The following is a 13,752-nucleotide window of genomic DNA, read 5'->3' as shown; positions in this document are numbered from 1 at the left end:
TCGATGATATTTTAAATATTATAATTCCAATTGATTTACTTTGAATAATGATTGCCGACTGTTCCTACAGAGGTATTGCGAATGTAAAAACGCAATGCCTCTGTTTTTTTGTCCATACAGATTAAAGGAGGGGTCAAGGTGGGAGAAGCGTTGCTGTCAATTTCGAACCTAAATAAACGTTTTGAGTCTGCTGGGGGTCATGTTCAAGCACTCCATAATGTAGATCTCCATGTACAGGAGGGCGAATTTATTACAGTCATCGGCCCCAGCGGCTGTGGAAAAAGTACATTATTACGCATCGTAGCCGGTCTGGATAGCGGGTACACTGGCAGTGTCACCCTGGAAGGGGCAGAGATTGGGGGTCCTGGGATCGATAAGGGTTTTATTTTTCAGGAGCATCGCCTCTTTCCCTGGCTTACCGTTGAGAAGAATATTGCCTCTGATTTACCGCTAGGGAACAAGGAGGTTAGGCGGAAGGTCGATGAATTGATTGATCTGGTGAAGCTAAATGGATTTGAGAAATCTTATCCCCGCGAGTTGTCGGGAGGGATGGCCCAGCGGGTAGCAATAGCTCGTGCACTTCTGCGCAATCCGAAAATACTGCTGCTGGACGAACCGTTTGGAGCACTGGATGCATTCACTCGGGCCCATATGCAGACGGTATTGCTGGACATTTGGCGGGCTAACCAAACAACCATGATTTTTGTGACGCATGATATTGATGAGGCTGTGTTCTTGGGGAATCGGGTAGTGATTCTAGAGCCGCGTCCCGGGAAAATACGTAAAATTGTACCGATAGATTTACCGTATCCACGGAAAAAAACAACGACCTCCTTTCAAGAGCTGCGTTTGAAGGTGTTGAATTATTTTGAAAAGGTAGATGAGCTAGAGCTTACAGACGGAGCCGGAATATAAAATAGGTCGACCATACCCATGGAGACTTTCGAAGGTATTACTATTCGAGGGTCTCTTTCTGTTTATTTAAAGTGATCGTAAAGCTGAAAAAAGGTGGGTTCAAAGTATGACAAATCGGGCTGTAGCCATAAGAACTTCCGAACGCCCCGGAAAGGTGGCAACACTAGGACTTGGTCTTTTGCTGCCGGGCAGTGTGCTGATTCTGTGGCAGACGCTTGGGCATTATGGAATGATCTCGGAGATGCTGTTCCCTACGCCGTATACGATTGCGGAATCTTTTGTAACTTTAGCGGCTTCAGGCGATTTGTGGCCGAACTTTAGGATCAGCTTGGTCAGAGCCTTTTCTGGATTCCTGCTAGGTGGTGGACTGGGTCTGCTGTTAGGACTTCTCGTAGGCCTGTTCCGCAGATCGGAGAAGCTGTTAGATCCTTCCCTGCAAATGATCCGCATGATTCCCAGTCTGGCGGTAGTACCGCTGTTCATTTTATGGTTCGGGATTGGTGAGGAGTCGAAGGTGCTATTGATTGCTAAGGGAGCTTTTTTTCCACTTTATATCAATACGTTCATGGGAATTCGCGGCGTGGATAACAAGCTGTTCGAAGTTTCCCGGGTACTTGGCTTCAGCCGGTTGAAGCAGATTGGCAGGTTAGTACTTCCAGCAGCGCTGCCGAACATTATTCTCGGAGTGCGTCTCTCTCTAGGGCTTTCTTGGCTGGGGTTAGTAGTAGCAGAGCTTATTGCATCTACCTCAGGCATTGGATACATGATGTCCGATGCGCGTCAATTCGCGGACACACCAGTGGTGTTCGTGGGAATTATTATTTTTGCCGTAGCTGGATTGTTGAGTGATTCCATTGTTCGTTACATTGAACGACGGTTGTTGAGATGGCAAGACAATTATCGCGGATAACCTTGAACGCTCATTAAACAAAAGGGGGATGCACCATGAGCGATGGAGTAGAAGCTATTATCAAAAATACTAAAAGAGCCAGAGAAACGCTGGATAGCAGCGGCACAGCTCCTTTATCCAAGAAGACACCGAAGAAACCCGCAATACAAGTTGCATGGAAACCCCTGCTCTCTGATTGGGGAATGGGTGCAATTATCCCGGCGGTAACGTTAGTCCTTTGGCAGCTGGCAGGGAGTACAGGGCTGGTCTCAGCAACCTTTTTGCCGACTCCGCTTTCGATTGCAAGAGCTTTTACTGACTTGTTGGTTACTGGAGAGTTAACTCATCATCTGGGTGTCAGCATGGGTAGGGCGGGCATCGGATTTCTTATTGGAGGTGTATTGGGTCTTCTATTCGGCGTACTGACTGGCTTGTTTCGCAGTGTAGAATATGTGCTCGATCCTAGCGTACAAGTGCTTAGACTTGTTCCCCATTTAGCTATAGCGCCGCTCATTATTCTCTGGTTCGGGTTTGGAGAGATGTCTAAAGTTGTGATCATTATGACAGGCTCATTTTTTCCGCTCTATATTAATACGTTTATGGGCATCCGCAATGTGGACAATAAATTGTTCGAAGTAGCTCGGGTTTTGGGATTCAGTCCATATCAGAAGCTGCGCAGGCTTATACTTCCGGCGGCGCTGCCTGGAATTTTGTTAGGGCTAAGGTTGTCGCTGGCTGTAGCTTGGATTGGTTTGGTTGTAGCAGAGCTTATTGGATCACAGTCAGGTATTGGGTTTCTTATCAATGAGGCGAAGCAGAACTCTAATACGGAGGTTGTATTCGTAGGCATTATTATTTTCGCAATTGTCGGTAAGCTGATCGATTCCTTGTTCCGGATTATTGAACGAAAGTTCCTGTTCTGGCGCGATAGTTACGAAGGCTAAACAAACTGAGGAGGTCTTGAACATATGAGTGGATCGGTGAAAAAAGGATCGGTGAATTTGGTGGCAGACGTGCTCGTTATCGGAGGAGGTCCGGCAGGAACGTGGGCAGCCCTTACTGCATCAGCGAAGGGGGCCAAAGTAATCCTTGCAGATAAAGGGTACTGCGGTTCAAGTGGGGCAACGGCACCGTCGGGAACGGGGGTCTGGTATGTGAAGCCGGATGAGAAGCTCCGGAAAGAGGCAAAAGCAAGTCGTTATGCGCTTGGCGGTGAGCTGGCTGAATCTCGCTGGATGGACCGGGTGCTGGATCAAACCTATGCCAATATGAACAAGCTTGGTGTTTCCGGTTATCCATTCCCTGTAGATGAGCAGGGCAATCAATTCCGAAGAAGTCTGCAAGGACCGGAATATATGAAATTAATGCGTAGGCTGGTGAAAAAGGCAGGCGTCAAAATTCTAGATCACAGCCCAGCCCTGGAACTCCTGGCAGATGAGCATGGCGTAGCTGGAGCGGCTGGAGTTCATACCCAGAGTGGAGAAACCTGGACTGTTCAGGCAGGAGCAGTCGTCATTGCTACCGGAGGCTGCGCCTTTCTAAGCAAGGCACTTGGCTGCAACGTGTTGACCGGAGATGGCTATCTCTTCGCTGCTGAGGCTGGGGCGAATCTGTCCGGCATGGAATTCTCCAATGCCTATGCGATCTGCCCTACGTTCTCTTCGGTGACCAAGACGGCGTATTACAGCTATGCCAGCTTTTATTATGAGGATGGAAGCATTGTGGAGGGAGCCGGTTCCAAGAAAGGCCGTTCTGTAATTGCCCGGAATCTGTTGGCAGGTAATCAGGTGTACGCCAAGCTGGATGGGGCACCAGAGGATTTAAGACCGCTGCTGCGGGTAGCGCAGACGAACTTTTTCCTTCCATTTGACCGCCAGGGAATTGATCCGTTCAAGGATGCGTTTCCGGTTACTTTGCGGCTCGAAGGCACGGTTCGGGGGACGGGTGGCATTCATATTACAGATGAAAGCTGCGGCACAGGTGTTCCCGGACTTTACGCGGCAGGAGATGCGGCTACCCGCGAGCTGATTTGCGGAGGTTTTACTGGCGGAGGCAGCCATAATGCGGCGTGGGCGATGTCTTCAGGTTCTTTTGCTGGTGAAGGAGCTGCTGTCTATGCACAGAGTCTGGGGTCGCACGCTGCGCAGCGTAGTCCAGTCGGCTTATCATCATCACCACTGGTGCATCAGGAAGTGAAGCCGGGTGTGGCAGCCCAAACGGCAGAGTATGTGTCTGCTGTGCAAGCTGAGGTGAAGCCGTATGATATCAATTTGTTCCGGACAGAACAAGGGCTGACTTCTGCACTAGATCGTCTGGATGGATTGTGGAAAGAGCAACGAAGCCGAGAAATTCAGCGTACGCCAGAAGGGGTCAAGGCACGGGAAGCCGAAGCCGTGACCGCAACAGCCCGCTGGATGTACAATTCTGCACTTGCTCGTACAGAGACGAGAGGCATGCATAAGCGTGAGGATTTCAAGGCTACAGATCATGGCCAGCATCACCGCTTGATCAGTGGCGGATTAGATCAGGTATGGGTGAAGACGGAAGCCGTGGCTAAGGAGGGTGTTCTATCGTGATTGAGGTGATCAGCGCTGCCAGATGTGTAGAGTGCAACCAATGTGTATCTGTCTGCCCGACTAATGTTTTCGAACGGGTAGAGGATGGCATTCCTGTTATTGCCCGGCAGAGCGATTGCCAGACTTGCTTTATGTGTGAGCTGTATTGTCCTGTCGATGCTCTCTACGTTGCACCAGACTCTGAGAATATTATTGGTGTGACAGAAGCGGAACTTCAGGAGCAGGGACTACTTGGCGGTTATCGTGAAAAAGTAGGCTGGGGTAAGGGCAGGCAGCCGGTGGCAGGCCATGACTTTATGTATAAATTGGCGTCGAGGGCAGGGTTCTGAGCTTGATCAAGATTTAAATAAATAGCATAAACCTAGGGGGAGAAACAATGAAACAAGCGTACAGAGAGATTCAAGGGAAACGTTCTAGGAAGATTCGGTTTGCACTTTTAACTACAATTATGATGGCCATGCTGGTGCTTCAGGCTTGCGGAAATAATACGGGCGGCAATGGAGCGTCTGCCTCCGGGGGATCAAATACGGAGAAGGCGGGAGAAGAGGCCACGAGCAATGTTCCAGCGGTATTGAACTTTGGGTTTATCGGTTCCAACAAATTGAATGTGCCCGGCGGTGCAGAGGGTTGGGGCTTTTATAAAGGGATTATTCAAGAAGAGTTGAAGAAATACGGCATTACTGAAGTGAAGCTTACTGGCTTTCCAAACGGTCCGGATCAGACAGAATCCTTGATTAGTGGTCGGCTGGATATCGGCAGTCTTGGAGATACACCTGCTATTATTGCCTACGCTTCTGGGGCCAAGACCCGTCTGATTTCACAATCTTCCGCGAACACGATTGGTTATTTGATCGGCAAGAAGGATGGTCCCAAGACAGTGAAAGATCTGCAAGGTAAAACTATCGCGATTCAAAAAGGCTCCTTCATGCACCGTTATGTAGTTGGATTACTACAGGAAGAAGGCGTGACCGACTACAAACTCGTGCATATGCTCATTCCTGATGCTACCGCAGCTTTAGCCCGTGGAGATGTAGATGCTACAACAAATCTAGGTGTTCCTGCACTGAAGCTGATTGACCAGGGCTATACTCACTTGGATGATGCCTCGAAGCACCCGAACCTGCTTGGTTCTAGTGCAACAGTTGTGTCTGAGGATTATCTGGCGAAGTTCCCTGATTTTCCGAAGGTATGGAACGAAGCTAGAGAGAAAGCCTTGGCAGACTTGAAGCAGCATGAAGATGAATATTATCAATTTCTGGCTGAAATCGGAGATACAACGCCTGAGCTGGCGAAGCAAGTGAATCCGATTAGTGATATCAAGGATACTGCGTTCACTGATGAAGGAACAAAGCTGTTGGAAGGTACCAAAAACTTTCTCGTCGAAGAGAAGTTAGCGAAAAAAGACTTCAATATTAGCGATTGGCAGCTGAAATAAAGTTGCTTAAAGGCTGCTTTAATTGAACTTAAGATTCTTTTATAAAGGTAATTGAGTGACTGCGGTGAATGTTTGGACTTTCGGCCACCTCTCCGCCACTCCTCCCTTTAGTGATTTTTAAGTTCAACTAGCTCAGCTAATGGTGTAGGAGGAAAAAAATATGTCGCAGCTTAAGAAGGAAATGACAGTGGATGTCCTCGTGCTTGGCGGAGGTCCTGCTGGGGCGTGGTCGGCATGGAGTGCAGCCTCGCAAGGTGCAAAGGTAGTCCTGGCGGATAAGGGCTACTTGGGCACAAGTGGCGCAACTGCACCGGGTGGAACAACGTTGCTCGTTATCCCTCCCATTGCCGAGCTGCGGGAGCAGGCAGTGCAGGCCAGACTTAAGTCCGGCGGATACTTATCGGAGAATGCTTGGATTCACCGGGTGCTGGATCAGGTAGAGCAGAACCTGGCTCAAGTGGAGCAGTGGGGGTATCCGTTTCCGAAAGATGAAGAAGGAAACTCACTGCGTACCCATCTCCATGGACCAGAATATATGCGGATTATGCGAAAAGTTGTGCGCAAAGCAGGGGTCACAATTCTTGATCAGTCACCAGCGCTGGAACTTCTTCACGATGAACACGGTGTTGGTGGAGCGCGTGGGATCAACCGCCTGACAGGAGAGTCTTGGGAGGTGAAGGCAAATGCCGTTGTGATGGCTACCGGAGGCTGTGCTTTTCTCAGCAAAGGCCTTGGTTGCAACGTCCTGACAGGGGAAGGATTGTTGATGTCCGCAGAGGTGGGAGCTGATCTTTCGGGCATGGAATTCAGCCGCCAATACGCCCCAAGCTTTGCGGACGGAACCGTAACACGTGGACGCATGCTGGCTTGGGCCACCCTTTATGATGCGGACGGTCATCCGTTGCATAGAGGGGACCGGACCTTTGGCAGCATTCCTGAGCTGATGCTGAAGGGTCCGGTTTACGCTTCGCTGGATCTGGCAGACACCGCGGAGAAACAGGATTTTCTGCGCAAAGCGCATCCGATTTTCTTTATGCCGCTGGAGCGGGCGGGAATTGATGCGTTTAAGCAGAAATTCCCGCTCACCCTGCGCTATGAGGGCACTATGCGCGGCACTGGGGGTCTGCGCTTGAGCGGCACGGATTGCCAGACGACCGTGCCCGGACTCTATGCGGCCGGAGATGCCGCATCTCGCGAGAAAGTGACCGGCGCCATCTCCGGCGGCGGGGCTTATAACGCTTCCTGGGCCATGTGCAGCGGAAGCTGGGCTGGACAGGGAGCCGCGCAGCATGCGCTGTCCTGCCGAGGACAGGCGAACAGCCGCAAGCTGACCGCAGCGGGACGCTACGGGCTGGCGGCTGGCGCCGATGCCTCGGAAACGCTGGAGGTGAAGCCGCTAATCGCGGCAATCCAGCGTGAAATCTTGCCGCTGCAGATCAATTATTTCCGCAGCGAGACGGGCATTTCATCAGCCTTGAAGCGGCTGAATGCCTTGATGCCCTATTTGAACGGGCAGGCTCCTGCCAGCGTTCAGGGCATCGTGCAATCGCGTGAAGCCGCGGCTATGCTCGCGGTCGGCAGGTGGATGTACACCGCGGCACTCGCCCGGAAAGAGACCCGCGGACTGCAAAAGCTAGCGGAATATCCGGAGCTTGATCCGCGCCAGACTCACCGGCTGATCTTATCCGGTATTCAACATATAAGCGTCAGTATAGAGGCTGTGCCCCATGCTCATGAACTGAATGCGCTGAAGGAGGGGCAAGCGATATGATCGAATTAATCAGCTTGGAGCGTTGTGTGGGTTGTAAGCTGTGTACGAAAGTATGTCCGACGAACGTATTCGAAATGCAGGGGAAGATTCCGGTCATTGCCCGTCAGGAAGATTGCCAGACCTGTTTCATGTGTGAAGCTTATTGTCCTGTAGATGCTTTATACGTGGCACCACAGGCGGATCTGCTGATCGGTGTAAATGAGGAGGCGCTGATTCAGTCAGGTGTGTTGGGGAGCTGGCGTGCTGAAATCGGCTGGGGACCAGGTGCGAATGGTTCGATGGCGGAGAGGGACACGACTCCTTATTTTGAAGTGTTTACCGAGCAGTACCGTACATGATTAAGCAGAGGCTTAAACCCAAAAAATCCGCCCGAAAGCTGGGCGGATTTTTCATATATTAGAAACTTACAGCAGGGCCTCGATAGCTGGTTCAATATCCAGCGGGTCCACCGTAGATTCGAATCTAGTGACAACGTTGCCTTCGCGATCAATCAGGAATTTAGTGAAGTTCCATTTGATTTCGTCATTGTTCAGAGCCTCTGGATCTTTGTCTTCAAGCATGCTTTGCAGCAGCTTTCCTGAAGAATGGTTGATATCGAACCCTTCAAATCCAGCCTGTTCTGTAAGGTAGGTGAAAAGAGGGTGTTTAGCTTCGCCTTTTACGTCAACCTTTTCAAAGAGTGGGAAGGTTACCCCGTAATTGATTTGGCAAAATACATTAACCTCTTCATTGCTGCCGGGTTCTTGCTCTCCAAATTGATTGGAAGGAAAGCCGAGAATTTGGAGGCCGCGTTCCTCGTACCGTTCATAGAGCTTTTGCAGATCTGAATATTGGTGGGTAAATCCGCACTTACTTGCTGTATTCACTATCAGTAGCACTTTACCTTTGTATTGCTCTAGCTCGATATCTTTTCCCCGAATACTGCGTGCTGAATATTGATAAATGCTCATGGCTGCTACATCCCTTCAGTTATCTATGCTTTTTGAAAAAGAACAGGAAATATTTATAATAATTAAATTGTAAACAATTCAATTATCGCTGTCAAACAATACAGCTTGAAGGAATTGGAACCGTAATTGCCAGGTTGGAATAGGATAGATAATGGGTATGGATCAGTCAAACAAATTTATTGCGTTAAAGCTACTCTGCGTTCCATTATTATCTTGCATCGGGAACGTTTTTTGATTAAGATAGCAGAAACCAGCGCAAAAGCCGCGCTGACATAGATAAGGACTATGACGAAGAGAGTAAGCATTATAGCGGATCTTAACAGGGAAGGCGTGCCGGAGACTGAGAGCACCCTCATGAGACGATTAATGCCGAAGTTCACTTCCGAGTCGGCCCCTGAAGTAGTTTGTCACAGGTTGTGGCAGGTATGAGTAGGGAGGCCCGCGCCCCGCGTTACCGGGTGAAAGACAGAATTAATTCTTAGTCAGGGGAACATGAGATTCTATTCCTTTGTGCTAGTATTCGGGTTAATTCTAAATAAGGGTGGTACCACGGCTCCTCGTCCCTTGCGACGGGGGGCCTTTTTGCGTTCCAAATTATAACAAAAAGAGGGAGTGGAAGGGTAATGAGTAACGTGGAATTGGATGTTCTTAGAGGTCGTCTGGATGAAATTAATGGGCAATTGCTGGAGCTGATCTCCGAGCGGGCTAAGATTGTTCAGGAGATTGGAGTAGTTAAAGAAAAACAAGGTGTCCCTAAATTTGATCCAGAACGGGAAAAACAGATGCTGGATAAGCTCGTAGCGAGCAACAAAGGCCCTTTCACTAACGGGACGATCCGTAGCCTCTTCAAACAAATTTTCTCAGCTTCTCTGGACTTACAAACAGATGATCATAAAAAAACTTTACTGGTAGCCCGCAAGAGCCACAAAGAGGATACAGTGATTGTTCTGCCGGGAGATGTAACGGTTGGCGGTGCTTCTTCACTGATGGTAGCCGGTCCTTGCTCCGTGGAAAGTGAACTGCAGACTCGCACCGTAGCTGCCGCCCTGCAAAAAGCCGGAGTACGTGTAATGCGTGGCGGTGCCTTCAAGCCTCGGACTTCACCTTATGATTTCCAAGGGCTGGGAATGGACGGTTTAAGAATATTACGAGAAGCAGCAAATGAATATGGACTGCTGACCATCAGCGAAATTGTAGATCCAAGACATATTGAAGAGTCCCTTGATTATGTGGATATCATCCAGATCGGTGCACGTAATATGCATAATTTCGAGCTGCTAAAAGCGGTCGGAGAAGTCGACAAGCCGGTGCTGCTGAAACGTGGATTGGCTGCCACACTCGATGAATTCATCCATGCAGCGGAATACATCATGTCTCGTGGAAACACACAGATCATGCTGATTGAACGTGGAATTCGTACCTATGAAAAAGCGACCCGCAACACGCTTGATATCTCAGCAGTGCCCATTCTCAAACAGGAATGTCATTTGCCAGTACTGGTTGATGTAACTCACTCGACAGGCCGCAAAGACATCCTTATTCCATGTGCGAAAGCCGCACTCGCAGCTGGAGCTGACGGCATTATGGTGGAGGTGCATCCTGATCCTGCAACCGCATTGTCTGATGCCGCTCAGCAGCTGAATATTGATGAATTCAACACCTTCTTTAATGAAGTGAAGGCTTCCGGATTGTACCGGTAATCTAGAAATATAGAATTTGCATGATATTTTAAGGATTTGCTAGAAAATAAGGTGTATAAGCGCTTACAAGTCTAACTAATCTTTTTGTGAAGGTGAAGGCGGGTCGAGTACAATAAGCAACATTAGCGTTGCACCGGCCCCGGGTCTTTTCTGACAAAAGATCTACACATTTTAATAGTCACAGGAGGAAATTAGATTTTGAAGCAGCTTACCTTAAATAATGGGTGGTTTTCTAACACTCGAACCGATATTTTATCGGGGATGACCGTAGCCGTTGCGCTGATTCCTGAAGCGATCGCTTTTTCGATCCTGGCGGGAGTAAGTCCGATGGTTGGTTTATATGCCTCTTTTTGCATTGCGATTGTAACGGCACTTGCCGGAGGCAGACCCGGAATGATCTCGGCGGCTACGGGAGCTATGGCTCTGTTAGTCGGAAGCCTCGTACTAGAACACGGAATAGAGTATCTGTTCGCGGCAACTGTACTGGCTGGTGTGTTTCAGATATTGATGGGGATGCTAAAGCTGGGGCGGTTTATCACCTTTTTGCCACAGCCGGTCATGACAGGGTTTGTCAACGCGCTGGCGATACTGATTTTTATGGCACAGCTTACCCATTTTAAAGGACAAGGCTGGGTGATGTACGGACTGGTAGCTCTGACCTTGCTTATTATCTACACGGTTCCTCGGTTTACCAAAGCCGTACCTTCAGCACTTGTAGCGATTGTTATTGTTTCTATTCTTAGCATCGCTCTTCATCTGGACGTAAGAACCGTAGGTGATATGGGGAATATTACAGCAACCTTGCCACTATTCCATCTCCCGCAAATCCCGTTCACGCTGGATATGCTGCTTATTATTTTGCCATATTCACTTTCGCTGGCCGTAGTTGGGCTATTGGAATCCCTGATGACTGCCACCTTAATAGACGATATTACGGGCACAGGTAGTGATAAGAACAGAGAGGCGAAGGGACAGGGGCTTGCGAATGTAGTCACTGGTTTTTTCGGAGGGATGGCAGGCTGTGCGATGATTGGCCAATCGATGGTTAACATGAAGTCAGGAGGACGCACGCGTTTGTCCACGTTTGTATCAGGGGTTTTTTTATTATTCCTAATTATCGTACTTGGCGATGTGGTGAAGCAGATCCCGATGGGCGCGCTCGTCGGGGTAATGATAATGGTCTGTATCAGCACCTTTGAATGGGGCTCACTCAAAACTTTAACCCGTGTTCCGCTAAGCGATGCGCTGGTTATGATTGTGACGGTGGTCACTGTGGTGGTTACGGACAACCTTTCTATTGGGGTTTTGTTTGGGGTTCTGCTAAGTGCTTTAACGTTTGCTTGGAAAATAGCTTCGATCCGCCTAACTGTTCAGGAAGCGACCTCTTCCAAAACATATGCGGTTTCCGGCCAGCTGTTCTTCGGCACGACAAGCCACTTCATTCATGAATTCGCCTACGATAGCGATCCGGATCATATTATTATCGATTTTTCACACTCCCATGTGTGGGACCAATCCGCAGTCCATGCCATAGCGAAGACGATGAGTAAATACGCCGAGCATGGCAAAAAAGTCACCATTACTGGACTTAACGACCAGAGCTCACAGCTGGTTCAGCGGGTGGGATTATCATTACAGTAGGATATACAAAAAATAACAGATACCCTCAAAAAAGATTGCGCTGTATGCGTGATCTTTTTTTTATAGCAGATATTAACTGAAAGAAAAGGCCAGCAAGGTTTTACTTTGGGTTTAAAATAATATAAAGTATAAAGTGGATAATGTTTATCCGCTTTATACGCGGACGGTATTATCTACAGTTTGTATCAAACTATTTACGTAAATCGAGGTGCTATACATGCATATGAAAACAGGGGTAGAGCAGTCGGTATATGCACTGGTTCTACTCAACATGCTGCCGGATAAGGCGGTGTTGTCTGGGGAAGCGATTAGCCAGCAGCTCGGAGCATCGGCGACCTATTTTCAAAAACTGTTAAGAAAGCTGGTAACTGCAGACATCATCACGTCTGTTCCCGGCATTAAAGGCGGTTTTAAATTAAAGAAAAGCCCTGAAGATATTCGTGTATATGACGTTTACCTCGCGGTGGAAGGCCAGCAGTCGCTGTATTCATCGAATGGTATTCTGGTAGACATGTTGGATTTAGAAAAAGAAGACAGCTGCTGCCTGCTATCGAATCTGATGGAAGAAGCTGAATCCTCTTGGAAAGCCGTGTTAAAGCGGGAGACTATTGCTTCGTTGTCGGAGGAAATGCGTGGTGAACGCTTTAAAGATAAGATTGCAGCCTTAGAGGAATGGGTCAGTAATAAAATGGTCATCTGACCAAAGAAGGGATGTATTCGCATGAGATTAAGCATATTGGATCAGGCACCCGTGACAAGCGGCAACACTGCGGAAGGTGCCTTGAACAAAGCAGAAGAACTGGCTATTTTAGCAGATGAACTGGGATATAGCAGAATGTGGATGGCAGAGCATCATGGTGGAAATACATTTGCTAGCTCAGCTCCGGAAGTAACGGCTGCCCGTTTAGCCGCCAAGACCAACCGTATTCGAATCGGCACCGGCGGTGTAATGATGATGCATTATTCTCCGCTTAAGCTGGCTGAAGTATTTAAAACGTTAAGTGCTTTTTCCCCGGGGAGAATTGATTTTGGTGTGGGACGAGCTCCTGGTGGCGATACAAGCGCCATGTACGCTTTATCTGAAGGCCGCGAGTTAATGCTGCATAATATGTATGACAAGCTTGGCATTACCATGCAGCTGCTTAGTGATCAGATTCCGGAAGATGAGCTATATGCCAAAAATCTCGCTGCTCCAACGAAAGTGGCGCTCCCTGAAGTATGGTTGTTAGGCTCGAGCGGCAATAGTGCGCGAAAAGCTGCACAAATGGGAGTCGGATACTCCTTCGCACAATTTTTTAATGGTGCGATGAGTAATGAGATTTTGGACCATTACCGGAATAACTACCAGCCTTCTATCTTTATGGACAAACCAGAGATCAGTGTATCTTATATGGTGACCACAGCAGAAACAAAGGAAGAAGCTGAGTATGAAGCATTACCGCAGGATATTTTTCGGTTGATGATGAGTAAGGGCCGGATTACTCAGGTGCTGACACCAGAAGAAGCTCAGAACATTTCGTTATCGGAAATTGACCGGATGTCAATCAAGGAAGGGCGCAAGATTCATTTGGTTGGTGCGGTTAAAGACATCGCCGTACGTTTGCAAGAAGAACAAGCACAATATGGATTCCAAGAAGCAATGATATGCAGCATCCCACATTCGCAGGAGAAACGGCTAGAGGTTTACCGACTACTGGCGCGTGAACTGCTAGGCTCTTGATTCTGGATAGCTAACCTTAACCCGCATTTGATGCGGGTTTTTTGTATGCTAATTTAGCTTTTGGATCGGCGCATCCCCTCAAAAGACAATAAATTAACCCTACCGCCTCCTAAAAGTAACATTTGAATGCCTAACTTCATCTATGATTAATGAAA

The 13,752-nt window shown here is 48.5% G+C and carries 13 protein-coding genes; 12 read left to right on the top strand and 1 reads right to left on the bottom strand.

The features are described 5' to 3' along the window. Positions 1-138 precede the first annotated feature (138 nt). From MKZ09_RS29465 to MKZ09_RS29430, 8 genes are all read left to right on the top strand, one after another. The gene (locus MKZ09_RS29465; RefSeq protein ID WP_036680296.1) at positions 139-915 is read left to right on the top strand and encodes an ABC transporter ATP-binding protein; all 777 of its coding nucleotides are present in this window, start codon (positions 139-141) and stop codon (positions 913-915) included. A gap of 106 nt (positions 916-1,021) precedes the next feature. Next, positions 1,022-1,825: an ABC transporter permease gene (locus MKZ09_RS29460; RefSeq protein ID WP_076206657.1), complete on the top strand. Its 804-nt coding sequence runs from the start codon at positions 1,022-1,024 to the stop codon at positions 1,823-1,825. 35 nt (positions 1,826-1,860) lie between these two features. Further along, positions 1,861-2,748 carry an ABC transporter permease gene (locus tag MKZ09_RS29455; protein WP_076206659.1) on the top strand — a complete coding sequence of 296 codons (888 nt, stop codon included), beginning with the start codon at positions 1,861-1,863 and terminating at the stop codon, positions 2,746-2,748. A gap of 24 nt (positions 2,749-2,772) precedes the next feature. After that, positions 2,773-4,380: an FAD-dependent oxidoreductase gene (locus MKZ09_RS29450; protein ID WP_076206662.1), complete on the top strand. Its 1,608-nt coding sequence runs from the start codon at positions 2,773-2,775 to the stop codon at positions 4,378-4,380. Then, the gene (locus MKZ09_RS29445; RefSeq protein WP_076206664.1) at positions 4,377-4,709 is read left to right on the top strand and encodes a 4Fe-4S dicluster domain-containing protein; all 333 of its coding nucleotides are present in this window, start codon (positions 4,377-4,379) and stop codon (positions 4,707-4,709) included. The genes MKZ09_RS29450 and MKZ09_RS29445 overlap by 4 nt, the downstream gene beginning before the upstream one ends. 47 nt (positions 4,710-4,756) lie before the next feature. Then, the gene (locus MKZ09_RS29440) at positions 4,757-5,815 is read left to right on the top strand and encodes an ABC transporter substrate-binding protein (protein ID WP_076206666.1); all 1,059 of its coding nucleotides are present in this window, start codon (positions 4,757-4,759) and stop codon (positions 5,813-5,815) included. 160 nt (positions 5,816-5,975) lie between these two features. Next, positions 5,976-7,586: an FAD-dependent oxidoreductase gene (locus tag MKZ09_RS29435; RefSeq protein WP_076206668.1), complete on the top strand. Its 1,611-nt coding sequence runs from the start codon at positions 5,976-5,978 to the stop codon at positions 7,584-7,586. Then, a complete protein-coding gene (locus MKZ09_RS29430) occupies positions 7,583-7,924 on the top strand; it encodes a 4Fe-4S binding protein (protein ID WP_076137023.1) in 342 nt (113 codons plus the stop codon). Before MKZ09_RS29435 ends, MKZ09_RS29430 begins: the two co-directional genes overlap by 4 nt. A 66-nt stretch (positions 7,925-7,990) precedes the next feature. Here the strand turns inward: MKZ09_RS29430 and MKZ09_RS29425 are convergent, their stop codons facing one another. Further along, the gene (locus MKZ09_RS29425; RefSeq protein WP_038573366.1) at positions 7,991-8,536 is read right to left on the bottom strand and encodes a glutathione peroxidase; all 546 of its coding nucleotides are present in this window, start codon (positions 8,534-8,536) and stop codon (positions 7,991-7,993) included. Positions 8,537-9,159: 623 nt separating this feature from the next. On the opposite strand from MKZ09_RS29425, the gene MKZ09_RS29420 reads away from it, so the two are divergent. The 4 genes from MKZ09_RS29420 (at position 9,160) to MKZ09_RS29405 (ending at position 13,597) form a co-directional block, all read left to right on the top strand. Continuing rightward, complete coding sequence (locus MKZ09_RS29420) at positions 9,160-10,236, top strand: bifunctional 3-deoxy-7-phosphoheptulonate synthase/chorismate mutase (protein ID WP_036680279.1); 1,077 nt, start codon at positions 9,160-9,162, stop codon at positions 10,234-10,236. Between the two features lie 195 nt (positions 10,237-10,431). After that, complete coding sequence (locus MKZ09_RS29415; protein ID WP_076206670.1) at positions 10,432-11,877, top strand: SulP family inorganic anion transporter; 1,446 nt, start codon at positions 10,432-10,434, stop codon at positions 11,875-11,877. Between the two features lie 217 nt (positions 11,878-12,094). Next, on the top strand, positions 12,095-12,577 hold the full coding sequence (locus MKZ09_RS29410) for an RrF2 family transcriptional regulator (protein ID WP_076137019.1): 483 nt from the start codon (positions 12,095-12,097) through the stop codon (positions 12,575-12,577). A 21-nt stretch (positions 12,578-12,598) separates the two neighbouring features. Further along, positions 12,599-13,597: an LLM class flavin-dependent oxidoreductase gene (locus MKZ09_RS29405; RefSeq protein WP_076128737.1), complete on the top strand. Its 999-nt coding sequence runs from the start codon at positions 12,599-12,601 to the stop codon at positions 13,595-13,597. Positions 13,598-13,752: the final 155 nt, after the last annotated feature.

This window comes from Paenibacillus sp. FSL R5-0908 (genome assembly GCF_038006245.1).
GTDB lineage: Bacteria > Bacillota > Bacilli > Paenibacillales > Paenibacillaceae > Paenibacillus_AQ > Paenibacillus_AQ odorifer.
The sequence above is the reverse complement of the archived record's forward strand: the minus strand, read 5'-3'. Positions and strand labels throughout refer to the sequence as shown.

Bases quoted from the DNA above. Each gene is read 5' to 3' on its own strand.
- MKZ09_RS29420 (WP_036680279.1), top strand. From the start codon at position 9,160: ATGAGTAACGTGGAATTGGATGTTCTTAGAGGTCGTCTGGATGAAATT.
- MKZ09_RS29440 (WP_076206666.1), top strand. From the start codon at position 4,757: ATGAAACAAGCGTACAGAGAGATTCAAGGGAAACGTTCTAGGAAGATT.
- MKZ09_RS29435 (WP_076206668.1), top strand. From the start codon at position 5,976: ATGTCGCAGCTTAAGAAGGAAATGACAGTGGATGTCCTCGTGCTTGGC.
- MKZ09_RS29410 (WP_076137019.1), top strand. From the start codon at position 12,095: ATGCATATGAAAACAGGGGTAGAGCAGTCGGTATATGCACTGGTTCTA.
- MKZ09_RS29405 (WP_076128737.1), top strand. From the start codon at position 12,599: ATGAGATTAAGCATATTGGATCAGGCACCCGTGACAAGCGGCAACACT.
- MKZ09_RS29460 (WP_076206657.1), top strand. From the start codon at position 1,022: ATGACAAATCGGGCTGTAGCCATAAGAACTTCCGAACGCCCCGGAAAG.
- MKZ09_RS29430 (WP_076137023.1), top strand. From the start codon at position 7,583: ATGATCGAATTAATCAGCTTGGAGCGTTGTGTGGGTTGTAAGCTGTGT.
- MKZ09_RS29450 (WP_076206662.1), top strand. From the start codon at position 2,773: ATGAGTGGATCGGTGAAAAAAGGATCGGTGAATTTGGTGGCAGACGTG.
- MKZ09_RS29425 (WP_038573366.1), bottom strand. From the start codon at position 8,536: ATGAGCATTTATCAATATTCAGCACGCAGTATTCGGGGAAAAGATATC.
- MKZ09_RS29455 (WP_076206659.1), top strand. From the start codon at position 1,861: ATGAGCGATGGAGTAGAAGCTATTATCAAAAATACTAAAAGAGCCAGA.